This is a genomic window from Hymenobacter jeongseonensis (assembly GCF_015694725.1).
Taxonomy (GTDB): Bacteria; Bacteroidota; Bacteroidia; order Cytophagales; family Hymenobacteraceae; genus Hymenobacter; species Hymenobacter jeongseonensis.
Window position 1 is genome coordinate 76355 of sequence record NZ_JADQDQ010000012.1, and the last position, 23673, is coordinate 100027.

Annotated in this window: 21 protein-coding genes; 13 read left to right on the top strand and 8 right to left on the bottom strand. The window is 64.4% G+C overall.

Annotated elements, in window-relative coordinates; translation table 11 throughout:
* Positions 1-53 precede the first annotated feature (53 nt).
* The gene (locus I2I05_RS21985; RefSeq protein ID WP_230688419.1) at positions 54-506 is read left to right on the top strand and encodes a helix-turn-helix domain-containing protein; all 453 of its coding nucleotides are present in this window, start codon (positions 54-56) and stop codon (positions 504-506) included.
* A 1143-nt stretch (positions 507-1649) separates the two neighbouring features.
* On the opposite strand, the gene I2I05_RS18685 is transcribed toward I2I05_RS21985, so the two are convergent.
* The 4 genes from I2I05_RS18685 to I2I05_RS18695 form a co-directional block, all read right to left on the bottom strand.
* Positions 1650-2798, bottom strand: a complete 1149-nt coding sequence (locus I2I05_RS18685) for a mechanosensitive ion channel family protein (RefSeq protein ID WP_196283772.1) — start codon at positions 2796-2798, stop codon at positions 1650-1652.
* The gene (locus I2I05_RS18690) at positions 2783-3268 is read right to left on the bottom strand and encodes a hypothetical protein (protein ID WP_196283773.1); all 486 of its coding nucleotides are present in this window, start codon (positions 3266-3268) and stop codon (positions 2783-2785) included. The genes I2I05_RS18685 and I2I05_RS18690 overlap by 16 nt, the downstream gene beginning before the upstream one ends.
* A gap of 153 nt (positions 3269-3421) precedes the next feature.
* Entirely contained in the window at positions 3422-3553 is a 132-nt protein-coding gene (locus tag I2I05_RS22190; RefSeq protein WP_262895175.1) for a hypothetical protein, read from the bottom strand.
* Between the two features lie 122 nt (positions 3554-3675).
* Positions 3676-3921 carry a YidH family protein gene (locus I2I05_RS18695; RefSeq protein ID WP_196283774.1) on the bottom strand — a complete coding sequence of 82 codons (246 nt, stop codon included), beginning with the start codon at positions 3919-3921 and terminating at the stop codon, positions 3676-3678.
* Positions 3922-4076: 155 nt separating this feature from the next.
* Here I2I05_RS18695 and I2I05_RS18700 point away from each other — a divergent pair, with 155 nt between their 5' ends.
* The 10 genes from I2I05_RS18700 (at position 4077) to I2I05_RS18745 (ending at position 17121) form a co-directional block, all read left to right on the top strand.
* Complete coding sequence (locus I2I05_RS18700; protein WP_196283775.1) at positions 4077-4754, top strand: response regulator transcription factor; 678 nt, start codon at positions 4077-4079, stop codon at positions 4752-4754.
* Positions 4755-4766: 12 nt separating this feature from the next.
* Positions 4767-6140: a sensor histidine kinase gene (locus tag I2I05_RS18705; protein ID WP_196283776.1), complete on the top strand. Its 1374-nt coding sequence runs from the start codon at positions 4767-4769 to the stop codon at positions 6138-6140.
* Positions 6141-6243: 103 nt separating this feature from the next.
* On the top strand, positions 6244-6486 hold the full coding sequence (locus I2I05_RS18710; RefSeq protein WP_196283777.1) for a hypothetical protein: 243 nt from the start codon (positions 6244-6246) through the stop codon (positions 6484-6486).
* Positions 6487-6532: 46 nt separating this feature from the next.
* A complete protein-coding gene (locus I2I05_RS18715) occupies positions 6533-6856 on the top strand; it encodes a four-helix bundle copper-binding protein (RefSeq protein ID WP_196283778.1) in 324 nt (107 codons plus the stop codon).
* 42 nt (positions 6857-6898) lie between these two features.
* Positions 6899-7207, top strand: a complete 309-nt coding sequence (locus I2I05_RS18720) for a hypothetical protein (RefSeq protein WP_196283779.1) — start codon at positions 6899-6901, stop codon at positions 7205-7207.
* A 90-nt stretch (positions 7208-7297) separates the two neighbouring features.
* Complete coding sequence (locus I2I05_RS18725; RefSeq protein WP_196283780.1) at positions 7298-8470, top strand: efflux RND transporter periplasmic adaptor subunit; 1173 nt, start codon at positions 7298-7300, stop codon at positions 8468-8470.
* Positions 8471-8474: 4 nt separating this feature from the next.
* On the top strand, positions 8475-11684 hold the full coding sequence (locus I2I05_RS18730) for an efflux RND transporter permease subunit (RefSeq protein WP_196283781.1): 3210 nt from the start codon (positions 8475-8477) through the stop codon (positions 11682-11684).
* A gap of 13 nt (positions 11685-11697) precedes the next feature.
* A complete protein-coding gene (locus tag I2I05_RS18735) occupies positions 11698-13179 on the top strand; it encodes an efflux transporter outer membrane subunit (protein ID WP_230688420.1) in 1482 nt (493 codons plus the stop codon).
* Positions 13180-13240: 61 nt separating this feature from the next.
* Positions 13241-15427, top strand: coding sequence for a bifunctional alpha,alpha-trehalose-phosphate synthase (UDP-forming)/trehalose-phosphatase (locus I2I05_RS18740; protein ID WP_196283782.1), 2187 nt, complete (start codon positions 13241-13243; stop codon positions 15425-15427).
* A gap of 296 nt (positions 15428-15723) precedes the next feature.
* Entirely contained in the window at positions 15724-17121 is a 1398-nt protein-coding gene (locus tag I2I05_RS18745; protein WP_196283783.1) for a chloride channel protein, read from the top strand.
* 125 nt (positions 17122-17246) lie between these two features.
* Here I2I05_RS18745 and I2I05_RS18750 read toward each other — a convergent pair whose 3' ends face one another.
* The 4 genes from I2I05_RS18750 to I2I05_RS18765 all read right to left on the bottom strand — a co-directional run bounded on the left by I2I05_RS18750 (position 17247) and on the right by I2I05_RS18765 (position 20681).
* A complete protein-coding gene (locus I2I05_RS18750; RefSeq protein WP_196283784.1) occupies positions 17247-18161 on the bottom strand; it encodes a mechanosensitive ion channel family protein in 915 nt (304 codons plus the stop codon).
* A 160-nt stretch (positions 18162-18321) separates the two neighbouring features.
* Positions 18322-19686 (bottom strand): DUF389 domain-containing protein, encoded by a 1365-nt coding sequence (locus I2I05_RS18755; RefSeq protein WP_196283785.1) that lies wholly within the window; start codon positions 19684-19686, stop codon positions 18322-18324.
* Positions 19687-19854: 168 nt separating this feature from the next.
* The gene (locus tag I2I05_RS18760; protein WP_196283786.1) at positions 19855-20319 is read right to left on the bottom strand and encodes a hypothetical protein; all 465 of its coding nucleotides are present in this window, start codon (positions 20317-20319) and stop codon (positions 19855-19857) included.
* 89 nt (positions 20320-20408) lie between these two features.
* Positions 20409-20681, bottom strand: a complete 273-nt coding sequence (locus I2I05_RS18765; protein ID WP_196283787.1) for a hypothetical protein — start codon at positions 20679-20681, stop codon at positions 20409-20411.
* A gap of 344 nt (positions 20682-21025) precedes the next feature.
* Between I2I05_RS18765 and I2I05_RS18770 the strand changes: the two genes are divergently transcribed.
* Together I2I05_RS18770 and I2I05_RS18775 are read left to right on the top strand one after the other, a co-directional pair.
* Positions 21026-22294, top strand: coding sequence for a cation:proton antiporter (locus tag I2I05_RS18770; protein ID WP_196283788.1), 1269 nt, complete (start codon positions 21026-21028; stop codon positions 22292-22294).
* 19 nt (positions 22295-22313) lie between these two features.
* Positions 22314-23666 (top strand): DUF2254 domain-containing protein, encoded by a 1353-nt coding sequence (locus I2I05_RS18775; protein ID WP_196283789.1) that lies wholly within the window; start codon positions 22314-22316, stop codon positions 23664-23666.
* Positions 23667-23673: the final 7 nt, after the last annotated feature.

Genomic DNA, 23673 nt, shown 5'->3' on the forward strand with positions numbered 1-23673 from the left:
GATTATATTAACCATAATCGTAGTTCTGCTTCGGTAACGCTCCCCCCTGGCTTTTGCGTAAAGCTGGCATGAACTGTACCACGACTCTTCCACCTGCTGAAATCACCCGCTTTTCCCTTGCAGCAAATGCTGGTGAGCCGCTAGCACAGGTACCCGCTCAGTGGTCGGAAATATTTACCCTCTTCATCCAATTGTTCGACTGCCATGCCCGTCGGACATTCCGAGAGGAGTATGCATCAATGCAGGCGGAAAAAGCCGCGACCGCTGCGGAAGCCGACCTGAACGACCAGGTCTTAACCGTGAGCGAAGCCGCGCATCTCCTGGGGCTACGTCCGCAAACCGTGTACGTGTGGGCCAAGGCAGGGAAGATTCAGGCCTTTAAAGTTGGTACTGCCGTACGATTAAAACGAGGCCACGTACTGGCCGTCTTGAAGCAACAAACCCAACCCGACGGGCGACGCAAATACGCCCGCCGTACCACGAACTACCCCAGCAAATCCGACTAATGGTTATGATAAGCACCCGCGCTGAGAGGCAGCGCGCGTGGTGATTGAGCACTCTCATCAGTCGTGAGCAGTAGCGCCACCCTCAGTTTCAGTTCCTGGACAACCCGGGGTCAATTCGGTGAAAGTCCAAAACTTATTAGTTCCAGAAACGCCAATAACCAGTTCTAATTGCCAGTTTCAGCTACCATAAAGGCATATTCTAGCAGGGCATCATTAGTAAAAAATCTGTGCTGAGCGCTTTGAACGACAAACAGGTGACCAAGGCTGGCCGAGTAACCTAAAAAACATAGGTTTGGCCCCCCCGCCCCTTTGGGACATCCCCTTCTTCCACCTGTCCCCACCCCGGGCCTCAAATAGTAATGGGGGCGCACCGGATTTTTTTAAAAATTTAGCTTTTTTGTAATCCTCTCAGTATAAGGGTATACAGCCACGATGGAGCGCCAGACTTAATCGAATTGTAACGACCAGCTGGCTGGCACAGTTTGCGTGGCCTGGGTGGTTTGTACAACCTGCTTGGACGGAGCACAGGCAGCAATCAGCCGCATGGCTCTGAAAAGTCAATTGTAGTACGCATGACTCTGGTCGTTAGACGAATATATGAAAAAGATGCCAATGAATGATTACTCCATCCTACAGCGGGCGATGGCAATTACTGGGACGTCTCAACTTGTTATTTTACTACTAGGGTCGTGATGTAATGCGCGGCAGCGGTGGCTTTGGCTATCCATAACTGGCAGTCGAGTGGTTTGTCGGTCTGGTTCATCATCACGAACGCGACTTAGCTGGGTCTTTACTTTTGGCGTTGGGCCAATCCTGCTCCGCCGTGAAACATTTTGCTGCCGGTCTTGACGCCTCGGACAAACCACATCTTGTAAATTAAAGCACCAAAGAAGTACACATAGACTTCTTTGCATATGACTTCTTCGTGCGTTTCTTTTCTAAATAACCCCATCGGGTGCTGCTGGCTGGATGTTGGTGCCCTTGGTAAAAACAGGCCCTTTTAGTTTTCCGGTTCTTTTATTAAACAGCATTACGAGCCGTGATTAACGAGTGGGTCCACTGGTTACCTGGCCGTCGGCAGCGCGGGGATTGGTGGCATAGTCCTGCTTAACCCGGTCCGGCAGGAGACTGGATTAAGCGGGACTACGCTGCGCCTCTTCCTCCGCCGGTCACCGGCGGAATGGTACTGCCCGCCTCCGCGCCGGTGCGGGTGGCGCGGTAGTGCGGCGACATGATTTCGACGCCCGCGCGGGCAAACTCGGTCTGGATGTGCTGGTGCAGCTCGGAGTAGAGCGCCGCCTGCCGATGGGGCAGCCGGGTGTAGGCGTTCACCTGGTAAGACACGTAAAAGTCGTCGAGGCTGGTTTGCAGGACAAAGGGCGCGGGCGCGGCTTCCACGCCGGCAGTGGCCCGGGCGGCGGCCAGCAGCAGCTCGTGCACCTGCGGCCAGGGCACATCGTAGCCGATGGTGATGGTGGAGTGCAGCACCAGCCCCTCGCGCTCGGCCGCGATGCTGTAGTTCACGGTGTGGCCGGTGAGGATGTTGGAGTTGGGAATAGTGATGTCTTCGTTCTTGACGGTGCGCAGGCGGGTGACCAGCAGCGTCTTTTCCAGTACGTCGCCCACCACTTCGCCGATGCGCACCCGGTCGCCCACCTTGTAGGGGCGCATGTAGGTGATGACGATGCCGGCCACCAGGTTGCCGATGGCCGAGGTGGAGCCGAAGGAAATGACGAAGCCCAGCAGCACCGACACGCCCTGGAACACCGGCGAATCGGAGCCGGCCAGGTAGGGAAAGATGACGATGAACATGAACACGTACAGCGCGAAGCGCAGCAGGTTGAAGGTGGGCAGGGCCCAGTCGGGGTAGAAGCCCTGGATGACCAGCTTGCCCGCGGCCACTTCGCCGGCCAGAAAGCGCAGCAGGCGCACGGCGTTGGTGGTGAAGAAGTAGATGACGCCAATGGTGAGCAGGTTGGGGACGTAGTGCACAATGGCCAGCACCACCCGCTGCACCGGCCCCAGCACGTAGCCCAACAGCTGTCGGGAGAAGCTCTCCGTCCAAGGAAACAAGCTGAAGAGCAGCGGCAGGGTCAAATACACCGTGAGGGCCACCAGCACCACGCGCAGCGTTTTGAGCCCGGTGCGCAGCAAATTCAGCTGCCGCTCCTGGGTCAGCAGCTCGTAGTTGTTGATACGCCAGGGTCGGAGGGGGCTGCCGCGCCAGCGCAGGATGCGCTGGTTGATGGCCCGGAAAAAGCGGTTCAGGCCGTAAATCAGCCCGGCCAGCATGAGCAGCTGAGCACGGCCAGGGCGCCGCGCTGGAGCAGCGCGGGCAGCGAGCTGGCCTGCTGGGCCGCCGTGAGCTGGCGGCGCAGGGTGGCCAGGTACTGCCGGGCCACGGCTTGCCGGGGCTGGCCCAGGGCCTGCGCTTCGGCCTCGCCCACGCTCAGCACGTGGGCGTCGGCGTACATGATTTCTGAGTCGCGCTCCGAGTCAACCACGTAAAGCGAGTCGGGCGCGAAAAGCGGGGCGTCCAGCAACGCCCGCAAACGGCCCTGAATGGCCTCGGCGCGCTCGCGCGGCCCGAACGAGCCGACCCGGCCGTACACCCGAAACAAGGTGTCGTTGGGCGCCAGCACCACAGCGGCGCCCGCGGGCGGGGTCGGTGCGGGTCGGGCAGCCGGAGCCAAGGAGTCGGGCGTCTGGGCCGCAGCGCACCAATTTAGCAACAGCAATAAGCAGGTAATAAATGGCTTCATAAGCGGGGAAGGTACGATTTGGCGCACGGCGGCCCCTTCGACCATGTGGTATTGGCTGACGGCCACACGGAAGATTTAACGCCACAATGGGATGGGAGCCGGCTTTGGTATTCTCAGATGGCGGGCTCCTTATCTTTTCCCGTCAGCTGCAGGCTAATCAGCATTGATGCTGCTTGCAAGCAGCATGAGCACGGACGAAATCGTGGTGGCGCGGGCGATAACATCGAGCAGGTACGATACGATGACGGCAATGCTCAGCAAAATGAGGATAGAGTATGGGCCCATAGCAGGGGCATACACAGCCTCACCCCATGGTGGCCGGCTCTGCGCGGTTCGGCAGCTTGTTGTTGAGTAGTAATTCCTGGTAGCATAAATGGCTAAGCGTTGGCAATGCCAATGCTTGACGTCTAGCTGATTTCTATTTCTTTGCGCCGCTTGCGGAAACGCAGCCAGCCAGTAACAATCATCAAAGCCGCGGCCGTTATAGCTCCGTATCCCAGCAGGCCGGTGCGGGACGGGTGCAGTTGAATCAGGACCAGGCCAAAGCCAAGCATGGCCAAGCTGGTGCGCACGTAGGTAAGAAAGGTGCGCTCGTTGGCCAGACGGGTACGTTGCAGAGCCAAGCGGTCGGATAGGGACAACGGGTCAGGCATAAATAAACGAATGAGGAGGAATGAGGAGGAATGAGCCGAATAACATTTAGTGAAGACCACGCGACGGACTGTGGATGGAAAGAGGAGCTGGCAACCTGTCCGCTCTGGCCGGGGTATTACCCGGTATACTTGCGCTCCGGTTACGAGCAGCTAACATGAAAATACTCCTGGTGGAAGACGAGCCCAAGCTGGCCTCGTTCGTGAAAAAAGGCTTCGAAAACGAGGGATACGACTTTAGCGTCGCTTTCGACGGGCGCATGGGCCTCTCGCTGGTGCAGCAGGGCTACTACGACTTGGTCATTCTCGATGTGAACCTCCCCCACATCAACGGCTTTGAACTCTGCCGCCTAATTCGGGCCGACTACCCGCAGCTGCCCGTGCTGCTGCTCACGGCCCTCGACAGCCTCGACGACAAGGTGACGGGATTCGAGGCCGGGGCCGACGACTATCTGGTAAAGCCCTTTGAGTTCAAGGAGCTGCTGCTGCGGGCTCGCGTGCTCACGCGCCGCAGCTCGGAGGCCACGGCCGTCCGGCGCGTGCTGCAGCTGGCCGACCTGGAGCTCAACCTCGACACCAAAGCCGTGACCCGTGCCGGGCAGCGCATTGAGCTGACCACCAAGGAATACGCCCTGCTCGAATTCCTGCTGCTGAACCGCAACCGCGTGATTTCCAGAGTCGACATCGCCGAGAAGGTCTGGGACCTGAACTTCGACACCAACACCAACATCATTGACGTGTACGTGAGCCACCTGCGCAAAAAGCTGGATAAAGGCTACGACCCCAAGCTCATTCACACCGTGGTGGGCATGGGCTACGTCGTCCGCGAAAGCTAACCCCCCGGCCCGATGCTGATTCGCAACAAGCTAATTCTGCGCTTTACGCTGCTGGTGCTGGCCATCCAACTCAGCCTGTCGGCTTTTGTGTACTACTTCCATGCCGCGGCCCGCGAGCAGCGCTTCACCCGCCGGCTGGCCGGCAAGGCCGTGATGACGGCCCGCCTGCACTTGAGCAGCCCGGCCGACTCCACCCGCACGGCCCGCGCCTTTCGGCGGGCCGACCTGCTGACCATCGAGCGGGAGGAAATCAGCATCTACGGCCCCGACAACCGCCTGCGCTACGTGAGCGCCGACACCGTTCCCCAGGCCGAAAACCGGCGGCAGCTGCCCCGCGTGACGGCCAGCGCCGAACCGGTCACGTTCCGGGCCGGAGCCCTGGAGGGCGTGGGCTTCACCTACGGCCCGGCGGGACAATCCTACCGGCTGTTTGCGGCCGGCTACGACGCGCTGGGCTGGTCGCAACTGGCCAGTCTGCGGCTCATTCTGGTGGTGGGCAACGTGGGGGCCCTAGTGCTCATCATCCTGGCCGGCTGGTACTTTGCCGATGAGTCGCTCAAGCCCATTGCCCGCATCATCAAGCAGGTGCGCCGCATCACGGCCCGCGAGCTGAACCGGCGGGTGGACGAGGGCAACGGCACCGACGAAATTGCCCAGCTGGCCATCACCTTCAACCGCATGCTGGGCGGCGTGGAGCAGGCCTTTGAGGCCCAGAAGAGCTTTGTCAGCCACGCCTCGCACGAACTGCGCACGCCCCTGACCGTGGCCCTGGGCACCCTGCAAACCGGTCACGCCTACGACCAGACCATGGAGGAAACCAAGGCCAGCATGGCCTCGGCGGTGGACGATTTGCGTCAGCTCGTGGCACTGACCAACTCGCTGCTCACCCTTGCCCAGGCCGACGAAGCCCGGTTCCGGGGCGAGCCCGTGCGGCTGGACGAATGCCTGACCCAGGCCCTTAGCCAGTGCCAGGGCCGCTACCCCGAGCGCACCATCCGGCTGGATTTTGGCCAAGTGCCCGCGCGGCTGGAAACGCCCTTTGCCGTGGCCGGCAACGCCCACCTACTCACCACGGCCCTGCTCAACCTGCTCGACAACGCCTGCAAGTACTCGCGGGCCGAGGTGCGGGCCACCCTCAGCTACCCCGACTCGGCCACCGTGGCCGTGGCCGTGGCAGACACCGGCATCGGCATCGAGGCCGGGGAGCTGGCCCGCGTGACCGAGCCCCTGTACCGGGCCGAAAACGGCCGCCGGGAGCCCGGCTACGGCATCGGGCTGGCCGTGACGCAGAAGATTGCGCAGCGCCACGGCGGCGCCTTGCAACTCGTGTCGGTGCCCGGCGCAGGCACCACGGTCACGCTGCGCCTGCCCGCCGCGCCGGGCTAGCCCGCGGCTGAGCCGGGTCTTTTAATGTTTTTTAATGTCTCCTTCAGTCCGCGTTAATGTCGCGGGGGGTGCTTTGTGGGGTTCACTGCCGCCTTGCCCTGCTATGAAAGGAGACCACCGCCCCCAAATACTGCTGTACCTGCTGGTCGGGGCGCTGCTGCTTTCGACGGCACTTAACGCCTACTTCCTGCTGCGCCTCGATGCTAATTTGGCTGACCAGCAGGTGCAAGCACAGCTGCAGGACGACAACCCCGCCCGCGAGCAGCCGTCGGTGACGCTGCAGCTGCCGGCCGCGCCGGCCCCGCCCGATACGGTGCAGGAGTTAAAGCCCTACCCCTCTCATTGACTTTGCGATGCCTTCGATTCTCCTTTCCCCCGCCACTTCTCTTAAAATGCTTCCCCGCCAACAACACCTTTTTAATGCCCTGAATGCCTGCGTGGCTGCTTGTAACCAATGCTTCACCAGTAGCCTGGCCGGCGCCATCGATACGTCCCGGGTGCGCAGCATTCAGCTCAGCCGCGACTGTGCTGACCTCTGCCAATTGGTTGCCGCCTTCGTGGCACGCGGCTCTGAGCACGTGCAGTACCTGCTGCGGGAATGCGCCGAGCTGTGCCGCGCCTGCGCCGACGAAGTGACCCAGTACCCGCAGAGCCACTGCCGCCACTGCACTGAGGCCTGCCGCCAGGCCGAGGACGCCTGCCGCACGGCTTATTAACCCGCCTGTCTCTCCTGAACCTCCACCTAACGCCTTCTCGCCATGCGCATCACCGCTAGCTTCTCCGCCTTGCCCCGCCCCGCCCAATGGATGGCGGCCCGCCAGCTACGTCGCGACATTGTCTGCCGCCTCGGCCAGTCGACGGCTTCGCTGACCTGGTGGCGGCAAGCGCTGCTGGAAGTCAACCCCCTGCTGGAGTGGACCAACGACCAGCGGGTGATTGTGGTGCGGCGGGGCCGGACCCTGCTCGACCGCGTGGCCCGCTGCTACCTGCTGTCGCTCTCGCCCGGCTCAGGGCTGGCGGCTAGCCCCGACCCCATCGACGAGGAGCTGTTGGGCTTGCTGCCCTAAGGCCCTGGCGTCATTTTTCTTTTTCTGCTGCCGCTGCCAGCGCCGCCTTGACGCTGCCTCGAACGGCCTTTTGTCATTACCGCTTCCTTTATGCTCCCATTCAACCTGCATTACCTGCGCTTTCGCTGCCTGACGCTCCTGATAGGGGGAAGCACGCTGCTGACCGGCTGTGGCCAGGGCCAGGCCGACGCTAGTGCGGCCACCGCCGCGGAAGCCCCGCAGGCCCTGCCCGTCATGCGCCTCGTGCCCCGCGACACCGTGCTGACCCGGGAATACGTGGCCGATATTCAGGCCGTGCGCAACGTGGAAGTGCGCGCCCGGGTGAAAGGCTACCTGGAAAAAATCTACGTGGACGAGGGGCAGCTGGTGAAGAAAGGCCAGCCCCTGTTCCGCATCAGCGACGCCGAGTACCGCACCCGCCTGGCCCGGCTGCATGCGGCCCGCAGCAACGCCACGGCCCAGGCCCGGGTGGCCAGCCTGGAGCTGGACCGGGTGCGCATGCTCACCGAGAAGAACGTCATTTCCAAAACCGAGCTGGACGTGGCCCAGGCTAAGCTGCGGGCCGCCGAAGCCAGCGTGGCCGAGGCCCGCTCGGCGGAGACCAACGCCGCGCTGATGCTGTCCTACACCCTGGTGCGGGCACCCTTTGATGGCACAGTGAACCGCGAGCCCATGAAGGTGGGCAGCCTCGTTGACGACGGCACGCTGCTGACCACGGTGTCGGATGCCCGCGCGGTGTTTGCCTACTTCAACGTGTCGGAGGCCGAGTACCTGGAGTTTATCAAAACCCGCGCCCAGGACTCGGCCCGCAGCACCAACCAAGCGCGGCTGCTGCTGGCCGATGGCTCGCGCTACGCCCCGCCGGGCAAGATTGAGACGGTGGAAAGCCAGTTCCAGGCCAGCACCGGGGCTATTGCCTTCCGCGCCCGCTTTCCCAATCCCAAGGGCCTGCTCAAGCACGGCGCCACGGGCAAGGTGAGCCTAGCCAACACCGTGGCCGATGCCCTGATGGTGCCCCAGAAAGCCGTATTCGAGCAGCAGGACAAAAACTACGTGTACGTGGTGGACGAGCAGGGCACGGTGCACCAGAAAAACTTCGTGCCCCGGAGCCGCCTAGCCGCCTTCTACGTGGTGAAAAGTGGCCTGCAGCCCGGCGAGCGCATCGTGTGCGAGGGCACGCAGGACTTGCGCGACGGCGCCCGCATCACGCCCCGCCCAGTCACGCTGCGCAGCATGCTGGCCGGCCCCACCCTTAATCCCTAGCCCCATGGTTGAAGTATTCATTCGCCGGCCGGTGCTCTCGCTGGTCATCTCGCTGTTTATTACCCTGCTGGGCGTCGGGGCGCTGTTCACGCTGCCCGTCACGCAGTTTCCGGACATCGTGCCCCCCTCCGTGACGGTGCGCGCCAAGTACAACGGCGCCAACGCCGAAGTCTGCGCCAAGGCCGTGGCCACGCCGCTGGAGCGCGCCATCAACGGCGTGCCGGGCATGACCTACATGAACACGGTGACGACCAACAACGGCACCACCCTCATCGAGGTGTTCTTCGAGGTGGGTACCGACCCCGACCTGGCCGCCGTGGCCGTGCAAAACCGGGTAACAACCATCATCGACGAGCTGCCCGAGGAAGTCATCAAGGCCGGCGTATCCACCGAGAAAGAGGTGAACTCCATGCTGCTCTACCTCAACGTGGTGAGCGACGACAAGGCCGTGGGCGAGAAGTTCATCTACAACTTCGCCGACATCAACATCCTGCAGGAGCTCAAGCGCATCAAGGGCGTGGGCTTGGCCGAAATCATGGGCAACCGCGAGTACGCCATGCGCGTGTGGCTCAAGCCCGACCGCCTGCTGGCCTACAAGGCCGGCGCCGATGAGGTGGTGGCCGCCATTCAGGCTCAGAGCGTGGAAGCGGCCCCCGGCCGCACCGGCGAAAGCTCGGGCCGCGACGCGCAGGTGCTGCAGTACGTGCTGCGCTACACCGGCAAGCTCTTCGAGCCCGAGCAGTACCGCAACATCGTGGTGCGCGCCAACCCCGACGGCTCGGTGCTGCGCCTGCGCGACGTAGCCGACGTAGAGTTTGGCGTGCAGACTTACCGCATGCTGTCCAAGAGCAACGGCAAGCCCTCGGCGGCCATCATGCTCAAGCAGCTGCCTGGCTCCAACGCTTCTGACGTCATCGACCAAGTGAAGGAGCGCATGGCCGAGCTGCAGAAAACCAGCTTCCCGCCCGGCATGCGCTACACCATCAGCTACGACGTGTCGCGCTTCCTCGACGCCAGCATTCACGAAGTGGTGCGCACGCTGTTCGAGGCGTTTTTGCTGGTGTTCGTTATCGTGTACCTGTTTTTGCAGGACTGGCGCTCCACGCTGATTCCGGCGCTGGCCGTGCCGGTGGCGCTGGTGGGCACCCTGTTTTTCATGCAGGTGATGGGCTTTTCCATCAACCTGCTCACGCTCTTTGCGCTGGTGCTGGCCATTGGCATCGTGGTTGACAACGCCATTGTGGTGGTGGAGGCCGTGCACGCCAAGATGCACGAGGAGCATCTTTCGGCCATGGACGCCACGCTGGCCGCCATGCGCGAAATCAGCGGCGCCATCGTGGCCATCACGCTGGTGATGTCGGCCGTGTTCATCCCGGTTTCCTTTATGAGCGGGCCGGTGGGCGTGTTCTACCGGCAGTTTTCGCTCACGCTGGCCATTGCCATCGTCATCTCGGGCGTGAATGCGCTGACACTTACGCCGGCTTTGTGCGCGCTGCTGCTCAAGGCCACGCCCTCAATTGAGGGCGACGCCCACGAGGCCGACCAGCCGCAACCCGGCTTGCTAGGCCGCTTCTTCGCCGGCTTCAACCGCCGCTACGAGGCCTTTGCCGGACGCTACCAAGGCCTGGTGCGCACGCTGGCCAGCCGCCGGCTGGTCACGGTGGGGCTGCTGGTGTTTTTCTTCGCCGCCACCTGGGGCGTCAACTCCATCCTGCCCACCGGCTTCATTCCCAGCGAAGACCAAGGCATGGTGTACGTCAACGTGACCTCGCCGCCCGGCGCCACCGTGGAGCGCACCCAGGCCGTGCTGGACGAGGTGCAACGCGTGGCCCAGACCCTGAAGCCGGTGGAATCCATCTCGACCCTGGCCGGCTACAGCTTGATGAACGACGTGTCGGGTGCCTCCTACGGCATGGGCATGATTAACCTCAAGGCCTGGGACGAGCGCCAGGAGTCGGTGACGCAGCTCATGGACCAGCTGCGGGCCAAAACCCGGCACATTGCCGGGGCCCAGGTGCAGTTTTTCACCCCACCCACGGTGCCGGGCTTCGGCAACGCCGGCGGCTTCGATTTGCGCGTGCTCGACCGCACCGGGCGCGGCGACCTGCACCAGACCAAGGAAGTGACGCATCGCTTTATCCAGGCCCTGAATAAGACGCCGGCCATCGAAAACACCTTCTCCGGCTTCGACCCCAGCTTCCCGCAGTATCTCATTCACGTCGACCCCGACCTGGCCGCCAAAAAGGGCGTGACCGTGGAACGGGCCATGCGCACGCTGCAGACGCTGATTGGCGCCAACTACGCCGCCAGCTTCATCCGCTTCGGGCAGATGTACAAGGTGATGGTGCAGGCCCTGCCCGGCTACCGCACCAAGCCCGAGGACATCCTGAATTTATACGTCAAAAACGACCGGGGCGAGATGGTGCCCTATTCCACCTTCGTGCGCCTGGAGCGCGTGTACGGCCCCGAGCAGTTTACCCGCTACAACATGTACACCTCGGCCACGCTCAACGGCGACACCTCGCCGGGCTATTCGTCGGGCGACGCCATCCGCACCATCGAGCAGGTGGCGGCCAAAGAGCTGCCCCGCGGCTACACCTTCGAATGGAGCGGCATGACCCGCGAGCAGATTATCTCGGGCAACCAGGCCCTGTACGTGTTCGGCATTGTGCTGGTGTTTGTGTACCTGCTGCTGGCGGCCCAGTACGAAAGCTTCACGCTGCCGCTGCCGGTGCTGCTGAGTTTGCCCACCGGCATCTTCGGCGCCTTCCTGGCCCTGAAGCTGATGGGGCTGGAAAACAACATCTACGCCCAGGTTTCGCTGGTCATGCTCATCGGCCTGCTGGGCAAAAACGCCATTCTCATCATCGAGTATGCGGTGCTGCGACGCCAGCAAGGCCTCTCCGCCCTGGACGCGGCGGTGGAAGGCGCCCGCTCCCGACTGCGGCCCATCCTGATGACGTCGTTTGCCTTCGTGGCGGGTCTGATTCCGCTGTGCATTGCCACCGGCGCGGGGGCTATGGGCAACCGCTCCATCGGCACGGCCGCGGCCGGCGGCATGCTCATCGGCACCCTGTTTGGCGTGGTGCTCATTCCGGGCTTGTACGTGCTGTTTTCACGGGATAAGAAGCCGGCTGCCCCGGAGAAGGAGCCGCTGACCGAAGCTGCAGAAGCAACCACGGAAAGCGCCCCGCTTGCTCACGCAACGGCCTAGCCCTGATTTACCCATGATGAATTACACTCCTTCCAATCTGCGCCTCGGCCAGCCCGCTCGATTTGCCCGCCGGCTGGCCACGTTCCTGGCCCTGACAGGGCTGGGCAGCTGCACCGCCCTAGCTCCTCCCGTGCGCACGCCCCGCGCCACCGCCGTGCCGGCCACTTTCGGCGCGGCCGCCCCAGCCGATGCGGCGAGTGTGGCGCAGCTGCCCTGGCCGCAGTTCTTTGCCGACTCCGCCCTCGTGGCGCTTATTGATACCGCCCTGCGGGTCAACCCCGACCAGCTTATTGCCGTGGAGCGCGTGGAAATGGCCCGCGCCGGGCTACGGGCCGCCCGCGGCGCGCTGCTGCCCACCGTGGGTATCGGCGCCAGCGCCAGCTTCGACCGGTTTGCCGACTACGCCGCGCAAGGTCAGACCAGCACCAACGACGGCCGGGAACTGCCCAACGGCGTGCCCAACTTCTTCCTGGGCCTGAGCAGCGCCTGGGAAATTGATGTGTGGGGCAAGCTGCGCCAGCGTCGGCAGGCCGCCTTTGCCCGGGTGCTGGCCAGCGAGCAGGGCCGCCGCCTGGTGCAAACGGCCCTGGTGGCGCAGGTAGCCAGCCTCTACTACGAGCTGCTGACCGCCGATAACCAGTTGGCGGTGCTGGGCAAAAACCGGGTGCTCCAGGAACGGGCCGTGGAGCTGGTTAAGCTGCAGAAGCTGGGCGGCCGAGCCACCGAGTTGGCAGTGCAGCAGTTCACGGCCCAGTTGCTGCGCACCCGCAGCCTGGAAGCCGAGGCGGCCCAGCGCATTGCGGCCACCGAAAACACCCTCAACCGCTTGCTGGGCCGCTACCCCCAGCCCATCCGGCGGGGCCGCGCCCTAACGGCCCAGGTAGTGCCGGCCGCCGTGTCCGCGGGCCTGCCCGCCGCCACCCTGCTGCGCCGGCCCGACGTGCAGCAGGCCGAGCTGGAGCTGGTGGCCAGCCGCGCCGACGTGGCCGCCGCCCGCGCCGCGTTCCTGCCCTCGCTCACCCTCTCGCCCTACCTGGGGCTGAATGCGTACTCGCCCGCGCTGCTGCTGCAAACTCCCGGCTCGCTGGCCTACGGGCTGCTGGGCGGCCTGTCGGCCCCGCTGCTCAACCGCAGCGCGCTCCGGGCCGAGTACGGCCGCTCGGCCGCCCAGCAGCGGGCCGCTTACTGGAACTACCAGAAAGCCATCCAGACCGGCTTCGAGGAAGTGAATACCAACCTGCGCGGCCTGGAAAACTTCCGGCGCGTAACCGACCTGCGCCGGCAGGAAGTGGCCGCCCTCACCCAGGCCGTGGCCGTGTCCAACGACCTGTACCGGGCCAGCTACGCCACCTACCTCGAAGTAGTGACGGCCCAGCGCAGCGTGCTCGACGCTGAGCTGAGCCTATCCGATGCCCGCCGCCAGCAGTTTCTGCTGCTCATTGACCTGTACCGCGCCCTGGGCGGCGGCTGGACAGCGGCCGAAGCACGGCCTTAACTGCTGCCAGCAGCTTGGCCTTAGGGCAGCTGCTGGTTTTTTTTCACTGATTATACGACTCATGTCCCGCACAATAATTGTTTCCAACCGACTCCCCACCAAAGTGCTGCGCACCGACGACAGCCTCAGCTTTCAGCCCAGCGAAGGCGGGCTGGCCACGGGGCTGGGGTCCATCTACCGCAGCAACAACAACGTTTGGATTGGCTGGCCGGGACTGTTCGTGCACGATGCCGCCGAGGAAGCCTACGTGACCGAGCAGCTGCGCGCCGACAGCATGGCCCCGGTGTTTCTGACCGAGCCAGAAATCCGCGACTACTATGAGGGCTTCAGCAACGCCACGCTCTGGCCCACCTTCCACTACTTCCACCAGTTTGCCACCTACGTCGATGCCCATTGGGACGCCTACGTGGCCGTGAATGAGAAATTCTGTCGGGCCGTGCTGGCCCAGGCCGGCCCGGAGGACACCATCTGGGTGCACGACTACCAGCTGCTCTTGCTGCCCGAAATGCTGCGCCAGGCCCGGCCCGAAGCCAGCATCGGCTTCTTTCTGCACATTCCCTTTCCCTCCTACGAAATCCTGCGGCTTCTGCCCTGGCGGCAGGAGGTGCTGCACGGCATGCTGGGGTCCGACCTCATCGGCTTCCACACCTTCGGCTACATGCGCCACTTCCTCAGCGCCGTCTCGCAGTTGCTGGGGCTGCCCACGCAGAGCGGGGAGATTGAAACGGCGTCCCATACCGTGCGCGTTGACGTGTTTCCGATGGGCATCGACTACGAGCGCTACGCGCAGGCAGCCGCCTCCGACGAGGCGGCGCAGCACGAGCAGGTGTACCGCGAGGCCCTGCGCGACACCCGCGTTATCCTCAGCATCGACCGGCTCGACTACACCAAGGGCATTGCCCAGCGCCTGCGGGCCTTCGAGTGCCTGCTGCAGCGCTACCCCGAATGGCGCGAGCAGGTCAGCCTCATCATGGTAGTGGTACCCTCGCGCGACCAAGTGGCGCAGTACGCCGCGCTCAAAGAGGAAATCGACGAGCTGGTGGGCCGCATCAACGCCCAGTACCGCACCATCACTTGGAATCCCATCCAATACTTCTACCACGCCTTTCCGTTGGAAGAGCTGGCGGCCCTCTATCGTATGGCGGAGGTGGCGCTGGTGACGCCCCTGCGTGACGGCATGAACTTGGTGGCCAAGGAGTTTGTAGCCTGCAAGGCCGACCAGCACGGCGTGCTGATTCTGAGTGAGCGGGCCGGCGCCGCCCGCGAGCTGTCCGACGCGCTGGTCATCAACCCTACCAGCACCAGCCAACTGGCCGAGGCCCTGCACACGGCCCTGGTGATGCCCGACGCCGAGCAGCAAACCCGCATGGCAGCCATGCAGGCTCTGGTGCGCCGCTACGACGTGTTTGACTGGACCGACAACTTTCTCGGCCAGCTGGCCCACATCAAGGCCCAGCAGCGCACTTTGGCCACGGCGCCGCTTGACGACCACGCCACGGCCCGGCTGCTGGACGATTTTCAGGCCGCGGGCCCGCGCCTTTTGCTGCTCGACTACGACGGCACGCTCGTGCCTTTCCAGGCCGACCCGCGCCGAGCCCGGCCCGACCAGGAGCTGCGCCTGCTGCTGCGGGCCCTGGCCGAGCTGCCCGATACCCAGGTGGTGGTCATCAGCGGCCGCGACCGGGGCACCCTCACCGAATGGCTGGGTGATTTGCCGCTCGACTTCATCGCCGAGCACGGCGTGTGGCTGCGCCCGGCCGGCGCCGAGTGGCAGCTGGCCCGGCCCCTAAGCAACGCCTGGAAACCCCGCCTGCGGCGCATCCTGGAACTATACGTGGCCCGCACCGCGGGCACCTTTGTCGAAGAAAAGGACTACTCGCTGGTATGGCACTACCGGGGGGCTCAGCCGGCACTAGGAGTGGCGCACGCCCGCGAGCTGGTCAGCCACCTAAGCCTGCTCACGTCCAACACTGAGCTGCAGGTGCTGGAGGGCAATAAGGTGCTGGAAATTAAAAACAGTGGCGTCAGCAAAGGCTATGCGGCGGCCCGCTGCATCGGCCAGTACGCCCCGGAGTTTATCGTTGCCCTAGGGGATGACCGCACCGACGAGGACACGTTTCAGGTGCTGCCCGCCGGCGCCTACGCGGTGCGGGTGGGCGCGGCGCGGCACTCGGCGGCCCATTACCACGTGGGCAACCCCGCCGAGGTGCGCCAGCTGCTGCGGCAGCTGCTAAAAGTGCGGGGCTAGCCTGGGTGGATAATTAGTCAACGGCCCGGCTTGCTGAGCTTGCCGCAGCATCTCCACCGCGCCACCAGCACGATACCGGAGCCGGTATTGTGTAGCGCAGTAGCGCGAACTTTGTAGTTCGCTTCCCCGAACGACACCCGAACGGCGCGGACACGCGAACTACAAGGTTCGCGCTACTGCGCTATGGAACACCTCATGCCGGCTTCATGCCGCAGTCTTTTTTTGCCAGACGGACTTCTTTCTCCACTCCGCGCGGGCGGCCGTAACCCCGCCCACTTCCTACACATTTTCCTCGAATGCCTGACTCTCCTTCGCGCTATGCCCGGGCCCTGGCCTGGCTGGACCAACGCCTCCTCCAGCGGCTCTACACCGACCGGATGCGCCGGCTCATCCTGCAAAGCTTTCCGTTCTGGTTTGCTTCCGTGGTGGTGGGCTTTGTGGCCGTGGGCTACGAGCGGCTGTTTATCTGGGCCGAGCAGGTGAGCTTTGCTTGGCTGCGCCGGGAGCCGCTGCTGGCCTTCGGGCTCACGCCGCTGGCGTTCTTGGTGTCGTGGGCGCTGGTGCAGCGCTGGGCGCCGGCGGCGCGGGGCAGCGGTATACCGCAGGTCATGGCCGGCATCGAGCTGTCTAATCCCGCCCACCACCACCGCACGGGCTACCTGCTCAGCCTGCGCGTGGCCTGCGTGAAGGTGCTGAGCAGCGTGGCCCTGCTGCTGGGCGGCGGCGTCATCGGCCGGGAAGGGCCCACCATTCAGATTTCGGCGGCCATTTTCAGGGCCATCAATCGCCTGCAGCCCGCCGGCTGGCCGCAGCTCTCGCGCCAGATTGCGCTGGTCACGGGCGGGGCGGCGGGCTTGGCCGCCGCCTTCAACACCCCGCTGGGCGGCATCGTCTTCGTGGTGGAAGAACTGACCCAGATGCACATGGCCCGCTTTCGCATGGCCGTGTTTTCGGCCGTCATCGTGGCAGGCCTCACGGCCCAGTCGCTGCTGGGGCCCTACCTGTACCTGGGCTTTCCGAAGGTGAATGCCCACGCCGGCTGGTTTTTGGCCACGGTGGCGCTGGTGGCGGTCATCTGCGGCTTGGCAGGCGCCGGGTTTGCCAAAGTCCTGCTCTGGCTGGGTTCCTACCGCAAGCGCTTCACCACCTGGGGGCAGCAGGCGAGCTGGGTGCTGGGCGGCGGCCTGCTGCTGGCCTTCCTGGCCTACGCCGTGGGCCAGGAAGGCGTGGGCACGGGCAAACCCATCATCAACCGCTTGCTGTTTGCCAACGACGGCCAGACACCCTGGCACCTGTTTCCGGTGCGCTTCGCGGGCATGGCCCTGAGCTACAGCAGCGGCGGGGCGGGCGGCGTTTTCGCCACCTCGCTCAGCGCCGGGGCCGTACTCGGCGACGGGCTCTGCCGCCTGGGCCAGGTGCCGCTTGAAGACCACAACCTGCTGATTCTGGTGAGCATGGTGAGCTTTCTCACCGGCGTGGTGCGCTCCCCGTTCACGGCCGCCATCTTGGTGCTGGAAATGACGGACCGCCACTCGGCCATCTTCCAGCTGCTGCTCAGCGGCCTGATGGCCCAGGCCGTGGCCTCCCTCGTCGACCGGCATTCCTTCTACGAGCACCTGAAGGCGGGCTTCGTACGCGAAACACTGGCCCAGACGGCCAAGGCACCGGCGCGGGTGGAAAACCTCACCGCCTGACCCCCTCTCCAAAAAAGAGAGGGCACCGGTTCGTGAAGGCGTAGCGCGAAATTTGCAGTCCGCATTGGTATGACCGATTGTAATGGCGCGGGGACGCGGACTGCAAAGCCCGTATTACGGCTTCGTCAGGCTCCCCTCTCTTTTGGAGAGGGGCCGGGGGTGAGGTTTTCCGCCCGCAGCTGCGCCAGCAGCGCCGGCGACACGTCCAGGGTGCGGATGGGAAATGGGATGACGATGCCGGCCTCGTCAAACGCGCGCTTGATGCGCAGGATGGCCTCGCTCTTGGCGCCCACGTAGTCGACCTGCTTCTGGTAAGGAATCCAGAAGCGCAGCGTGAAGGTGATGGCGCTGTCGCCGAAGCCGGTGAACATCACCTCCGGCGGCCGGTCGATGAGCAGCTTGGGGAAGTCCTGCATGGCCTGCAGCACCACGCCGCGCACCTGCTCCAGGTCCGAGTCGTAGGCCACGCCACAGTCCAGGTCCACGCGGCGGCGGGTGGTGACGGTGTAGTTAATCACGGCGCTTTCGAACACCTTGCGGTTGGGCACGCGCACCAGCTCGCCGGTGACCTGGCGCATGTCCAGAGTGCGCAGGTTGATGCTTTCGATGGTACCGAAAAAGGCCTCGGTCTGGATGACGTCGCCCACGGTGAAGGGCCGCTGCACGGCGATGATGATACCACCGATGAAGTTGGCCGCAATGTCTTGAAAAGCAAAGCCCAGCGCCAGCCCGATGATGCCCACGCCGGCCAGCAGCGAAGTCACCGTCTTGTCGAGGCTCAGCACCTCCAGCGTGAAAAACGTGCCCACCAGCATCACGCCCAGGTAAGCCGTGGTGCTCACCAGGTTGTTGAGCGTGGCATGGGTCGATACTCGCGGCAGCACCTTGCCCATCAGCCGACGCACCAGCCGCGCCGCAAAGAAGGTCACGACCAGAATCAGCAGGGCAATGAGCAGGTTGGGCAGCAGCAGAATAAACTGCTGCATCCAGCGAACGAGCTTGTCCGACAATAAGTTGAATGCGCGGTTAAGGTCAGTCATGCGGCTGGGGAATGGTGGAGGTTCTACTTACCTACGGCCCTCAGCGGGATTAGGTCCGCCAGCGCGAAAGGCGCACGAAAAATCCATTGCTACGGTCGGCGCGTGGCACTCCCCTGACGGCCCCGCGCCCTTTTTCGTGCCCGGAGCAACTCCCTACGCGTTAGCGTGGGGTTCGCTCTTCCAGCAGCAGCAGCACGGGGTGCTTCCCGCCGCCGCGCACGCTGAGCCACTGGCGAAGGCGCTGCTGCTCGGCCGCCGGCAGGGGCCGCGCGGTGCGCACCGACACAACGACGGTGGTATCGGCCCGCAGCGAATCGGCAGCCGGGCGCACCACGCGGCTCACCCCCAGCTGGCGCACGGCGGGGTGCTCGGCCTGCACTTCGCGCAGCAGGACCGGGGTGGCGGGCAAGCCGGTCAGGGCGGGGTTGTCGGGCTGGGTTAGTATCTGCTGGAGCTGGGCCAGGCGGGTATCGTAGCTGGCCAGGGTCTGCTCGTTGCGGCTGCGCACGTCTTCGAGCAGGCTGTTGCGCATGGTTTGGGCATCGGCCGAGTCCAGCTGCGCCAGGCCCTGGCGCACGGTGAGCTGGGCGTTGGGCAGGCGGTAGTGGACCAGCTGCTGCCGGGCTTGGCGCAGCTGCGTCCGCGTTAGCGGCTCGCCGGTCAGCAGCACGTTGATGGTGCGCGTGTCGGCCTCAACGCGGCGCGTGACCACGAAGGTGCCGGGCAAATTCAGCTGCTCGTCCACGAAGCGCTGGGCGTTGTGAGCAAACACAGTGCGCTGCACGATGCGCGCCGCCAGGTACACGCTGGGCCCGCCCGTAAGCAGTGCGGCAGCCCAGATGGAAAGTTGTACGCGCCGGGCCCGCTGCCGGCTGACAAACGTGTGGTGCGGCAGCGGCAGCACGCGGGCCACCAGAAAGGTGGCCAGGCTGATGAACACACTGTTGATAAAAAACAGGTACAGCGCCCCGAACAGATAGCTCCAGTGGGCCGTTGCCAGCCCGTAGCCGGCCGTGCACAGCGGCGGCATCAGGGCCGTGGCAATGGCCACGCCTGGCACGGCATTGCCCCGCGAGCGGCGGGTGAGGCCCACGGCCCCGGCCGCGCCGCCGAACAAGGCAATGAGCACGTCCCAAGTGGTGGGCTGGGTGCGGGCCAGCAGCTCGGAGCCCGCGTCGGTGAGCGGCGTCAGCCGGAAGTACAGGGCCGACACCAGCAGGCTGATGCCAGCGGCAATGAACAGGTTTTTCAGGCCCCGTCGCACCAGCTCCACCTCGGCCGTGGCTGCCCCGAAGCCGATACCTACGATGGGGCCCATGAGCGGGGAAATAAGCATGGCCCCGATGATGACGGCCGTGGAGTTGACGTTGAGCCCCACCGAAGCCACTAGGATGGCGAAAATGAGCACCCAAAGGTTGGTGCCGCGGAAAGAAATACCCTCTTCCACGCCGGCCACGATGCGGGCCGGGTCGGCCATGTCATGGGAAAGGTCAAAGCGCTGGCGGAGCCAGGTAAGAAAGCGCACGTGCATAAAAGAAAACGCTGTTGAATGCGCTGGATACGCACCCCGCTGCAAGGTAGCCGCAAAGTGCGGCCGCATGTGGGCCAACAAGCAAGGTGATAATCTTTAGGGGTGGGCCTATCGTAACCGCCAGGTATGGCCTCAACCGGCGTTTACCAGCTGCTGGAGAAGTTAATTAGGAAACAGCTGCAGGCAATGGGCCGCGTATTGAAGGGCCGATTCACGGGGAGTGCATTGCCACTGCTGCGCCCGGCGGCCGCCAGGTTGCGGGGCTAGCAGCCCGTGGGCACGCCGCAACGTCGCCTTGGCCGGGGCCCGGGGGGGAGGGGCCGTTTTACCGCCGTCGCTTGCGCTGGGCCACTTGGGGCGTGTGACCGGCAGGCCCGGTGACACACCTTGCCCGCGCCGGTGAAAGAGCCGAATGGCAAGCAGCGGCAGGATGATAACCGCCGCGTTGAGCACCAGCGGAATTTTGCCAAGCGACCAAGCAAAAAAGTAGCTAACCAGCAGCAGATAACTTCCATTGAACGCGCGCTGCCTGGGGTCGGCGGGCCCGGCTCCACGGCTCAGCCACAACGCCAGGCTGCACAGCAGCGGGCCGGTCAGCAATTCCCACGGATTGGAATGCGCGTTCATGGAAATGTGTGAAGGGGTGGGATGAAACGTACCCGGGAACGCGGGGCGCACCAAGACCCCGCAGTTAGCCCTAATTCTCCGCCGCTGGCTTAGCCCGCAAACAACGGAGCCAGCGCCGCGTGCAAGCCCAGGGCGAGAGGCTTGGTGGTAGCGAGCCGCCCTGGGGTGAGGCATTCCTGAATGCGCTGCACCTGCTGACGGCTGTAGTCGACTTCCGCTTCCAGCGCGGGCCGGATGCTGGCGATGTCATTCAGGTGGGCGGGCAACTCCGCGAGCAAATCCCGCAGGGCGCCCTCGCTGGGCGGCTGGCGGAGCAACGTTCGGTGCGTAATGCGCAAGCGTTCGTAGGAAGTGATGGACATGGCAGTAGGACGCTATTCCCGGGTTTTCGCGCCGCCCGACCCAGGAAAGTGATACATTGGCGGCAAACTACGGCTGACCGGATGAGTTAAATACTCTGTGTCAGCCGCTAAGCTGTTTGAATTGGAGCGCTGGCCAAGCTGGAGCCCCTTTTGTTTTGTGGGGCAAAGGAGTCGGGCGGAGATTAAAACGAGGTGAACGAAGCATTAAAATACATTAACGACCCGGCCCATTTGGACGTGGCTGCGTTGGAAGAAGGCCCGCCCGACTTACACGCCACTGCAGCTGGTCAACTAAGCTCCGCTTTTCCGCGTCTACCCAACCCTAACCCGCCCCTGGCTTTTAGATGGAATTATACAATACCCTGGCGCTGCTAATCGTCATTTCCGCCGTATTCGGCTACGTCAACCACCGCTTCCTCAAGCTGCCCGGCACCATCGGGCTGATGGTGCTGGCCCTGGTGTCCTCGCTGCTGGCCATCGGGCTGGGCAAGCTGGGCGTCGACTGGGTGCTGACCGCGGGCGAGTTGGTGCGCGGCATCGACTTTCACGTCGTGCTCATGCAGGTCATGTTGAGCTTTTTGCTGTTTGCTGGCTCCCTGCACGTCGACCTGCGCGCCCTGGGCAAAGAAGGCGTGGCCGTGGGCGCGATGGCTACGGCCGGCACGCTGCTCTCCACGGCCCTGGTCGGCACGGCCTTCTACTACCTGCTGCCGCTCTTCGGTCTGCCCACCGATTTTATCTACTGCCTGCTGTTCGGGGCGCTCATTTCCCCCACCGACCCCATTGCGGTACTGGGCATTCTCAAGCAGGCGCGCATCGACCCGCGGCTGGAAATCCGCATCGTGGGCGAGTCCCTCTTCAACGACGGCATTGCCGTGGTCGTGTTCATCAGCTTGTTTCAGATTGCCCAGTTCGGGGGCGAGCAGGCCACGCCCGCCGTTATCGGCCAGCTGTTTCTGCAGGAAGCCGTAGGCGGCCTAGCTCTGGGCGCGGCCCTGGGCTACGCCGGCTTCTGGGCCCTGCGCAGCATCGACCACTACCAGGTGGAGGTGCTCATCACCCTGGCTTTGGTGATGGGCGGCACCGCCTTGGCCGCGCAACTGCACACGTCGGGCCCGCTGGCCATGGTAGTGGCGGGGTTGATTGTGGGCGACCGGGGCCGGCAGCTGGGCATGTCGGACGTGACGCGCGAGTACCTGGACAAGTTCTGGGAACTGCTCGACGAGATTCTCAACGCCGTTTTGTTCGTGCTCATCGGCCTGGAGATGCTCGTACTTGATATCAGCCGCACTACCCTGCTCGTGGGCCTGGCGGCCATCGTCGTGGTGCTGCTGGCCCGTTGGGTGTCGGTGGGAGTACCCCTGGTCCTGTTGCGGCGCTACTACCCCTTCGACCGCCAAACGCTGCGGGTGCTGACCTGGGGCGGGCTGCGGGGCGGCATTTCCGTGGCACTGGCCCTGTCGCTGCCCGAGTCCATGCCGCGCGACCTGATGGTGGGCATTACCTATGTGGTGGTGGTGTTCAGTATCATCGGACAGGGCCTCACCATCGGCCCGCTGGTCAAGCGGCTGGGTCTGAGCACCGGCGAGGCGCCCGCCGATGCCGGCCATTAACTGCTCATAAACGCACCACATGCACCGACTCCGCGCCCTCTGGCAGAACCTCAACGCCAGCCTCTGGTTTGTGCCCACCCTGATGGTGGCCACCGCCATCGGGTTGGCCTTCGCCCTGGTGTTTTTGGACGCCGGCATGAGCCACGACTGGGTGCCGGACTACCCGCTGCTGTTCGGGGCCGGCTCCGACGGGGCCCGGGGCATGCTCACGGCCATTGCCGGCTCCATGGTCACGGTAGCGGCCCTCATCTTCTCCCTGACGCTGAGCACGCTGGCGCAGGTGTCGAGCCAGTACACGTCCCGGGTGCTGCGCAACTTCATGCGCGACCGGGCCAACCAGCTGGTCCTGGGCTTCTTCGTCAGCATTTTCGTCTACTGCCTGATAGTGCTGCGCACCATCCGCGGCGGCGACGAAGGGGGCTTTATTCCCTCCCTGGCCGTGTTCATGGGGCTCGTGCTGGCCCTGGTCAGCATCGGGGTGCTGATATTCTTCATCCACCACATGGCCACGGCCATTCAGGCATCTACCATCATCCGCCACGCCACGGAGGAAACCCACGCGGCCATTGCGCGCCTGTTTCCCAGGCAGTTGGGCGAGGAAGCCGACCCGCAGCAGGCGCAAGACCTGCTCCGCCAGGCTGGGGAGCTACGCTGGCAGCCGGTGCCCGCCCGGGCCACTGGCTACGTGCAAAGCCTGGACGAGGAGGCCCTGCTCGCGCTCGCGCGTCGCCTCGGGAGCGTGGTGCGTATGGAACACGGCCTGGGCGGGTTCGTGGCCCGGGGCGCCGCCCTGGTCAGCGTGGCGCGCTACGAGCCGCCGGCCGCCCCTACGGTCCTGACGGAGGAGCTCACCGCGCAACTCAACGACTGCTTCAGCCTGGGCAGTCAGCGCACCATCGAGCAGGACGCTGGGTTCGGCTTACGCCAGCTCGTGGACATTGCCCTCAAGGCCCTCTCGCCGGGCATCAACGACACCACCACGGCCATCATCGGCATCGACCACCTGAGTGCACTGCTGGCGCAGCTGGCCGACCGGCGCTTTGAGCAGCCCTGGCGCACCGACCACGAGCGGGTCCGCGTCATCGCCGTGCGCCCCACCTTCGGCGGCTACCTGGCCACGGCCTTCGACCAGATACGCGGCAGCGCCGACGGCAACGCGGCCGTGTACTTGCGCCTGCTCACAGCCCTGGCCACCATCGGGCAGCGCGTCCACGCTCCGGCCCGCCACCAGGCCCTGCGCCAGCAAGCCGAGCTGATTGCCGAAGCCGCCCGGCGCACCCTGCCCACGGACTACGAGCGGGAGCAGGTGCGCCAGCGACTGGCGGAGGTGGAAAAGAACCTTGGGGCGGTTGTTGAGCCGAATAACCCGTAGCAGCCAG

What these genes read in the sequence shown, in the direction of transcription:
- I2I05_RS18725 (WP_196283780.1), top strand. Translation starts at nt 7,298, where the DNA reads ATGCTCCCATTCAACCTGCATTACCTGCGCTTTCGCTGCCTGACGCTC.
- I2I05_RS18720 (WP_196283779.1), top strand. Translation starts at nt 6,899, where the DNA reads ATGCGCATCACCGCTAGCTTCTCCGCCTTGCCCCGCCCCGCCCAATGG.
- I2I05_RS18685 (WP_196283772.1), bottom strand. Translation starts at nt 2,798, where the DNA reads ATGCTGGCCGGGCTGATTTACGGCCTGAACCGCTTTTTCCGGGCCATC.
- I2I05_RS18775 (WP_196283789.1), top strand. Translation starts at nt 22,314, where the DNA reads ATGCACCGACTCCGCGCCCTCTGGCAGAACCTCAACGCCAGCCTCTGG.
- I2I05_RS18740 (WP_196283782.1), top strand. Translation starts at nt 13,241, where the DNA reads ATGTCCCGCACAATAATTGTTTCCAACCGACTCCCCACCAAAGTGCTG.
- I2I05_RS22190 (WP_262895175.1), bottom strand. Translation starts at nt 3,553, where the DNA reads ATGGGCCCATACTCTATCCTCATTTTGCTGAGCATTGCCGTCATCGTA.
- I2I05_RS18750 (WP_196283784.1), bottom strand. Translation starts at nt 18,161, where the DNA reads ATGACTGACCTTAACCGCGCATTCAACTTATTGTCGGACAAGCTCGTT.
- I2I05_RS18700 (WP_196283775.1), top strand. Translation starts at nt 4,077, where the DNA reads ATGAAAATACTCCTGGTGGAAGACGAGCCCAAGCTGGCCTCGTTCGTG.
- I2I05_RS18730 (WP_196283781.1), top strand. Translation starts at nt 8,475, where the DNA reads ATGGTTGAAGTATTCATTCGCCGGCCGGTGCTCTCGCTGGTCATCTCG.
- I2I05_RS18760 (WP_196283786.1), bottom strand. Translation starts at nt 20,319, where the DNA reads ATGAACGCGCATTCCAATCCGTGGGAATTGCTGACCGGCCCGCTGCTG.
- I2I05_RS18705 (WP_196283776.1), top strand. Translation starts at nt 4,767, where the DNA reads ATGCTGATTCGCAACAAGCTAATTCTGCGCTTTACGCTGCTGGTGCTG.
- I2I05_RS18695 (WP_196283774.1), bottom strand. Translation starts at nt 3,921, where the DNA reads ATGCCTGACCCGTTGTCCCTATCCGACCGCTTGGCTCTGCAACGTACC.
- I2I05_RS18770 (WP_196283788.1), top strand. Translation starts at nt 21,026, where the DNA reads ATGGAATTATACAATACCCTGGCGCTGCTAATCGTCATTTCCGCCGTA.
- I2I05_RS18765 (WP_196283787.1), bottom strand. Translation starts at nt 20,681, where the DNA reads ATGTCCATCACTTCCTACGAACGCTTGCGCATTACGCACCGAACGTTG.
- I2I05_RS18745 (WP_196283783.1), top strand. Translation starts at nt 15,724, where the DNA reads ATGCCTGACTCTCCTTCGCGCTATGCCCGGGCCCTGGCCTGGCTGGAC.
- I2I05_RS18715 (WP_196283778.1), top strand. Translation starts at nt 6,533, where the DNA reads ATGCTTCCCCGCCAACAACACCTTTTTAATGCCCTGAATGCCTGCGTG.
- I2I05_RS18735 (WP_230688420.1), top strand. Translation starts at nt 11,698, where the DNA reads ATGATGAATTACACTCCTTCCAATCTGCGCCTCGGCCAGCCCGCTCGA.
- I2I05_RS18690 (WP_196283773.1), bottom strand. Translation starts at nt 3,268, where the DNA reads ATGAAGCCATTTATTACCTGCTTATTGCTGTTGCTAAATTGGTGCGCT.
- I2I05_RS18710 (WP_196283777.1), top strand. Translation starts at nt 6,244, where the DNA reads ATGAAAGGAGACCACCGCCCCCAAATACTGCTGTACCTGCTGGTCGGG.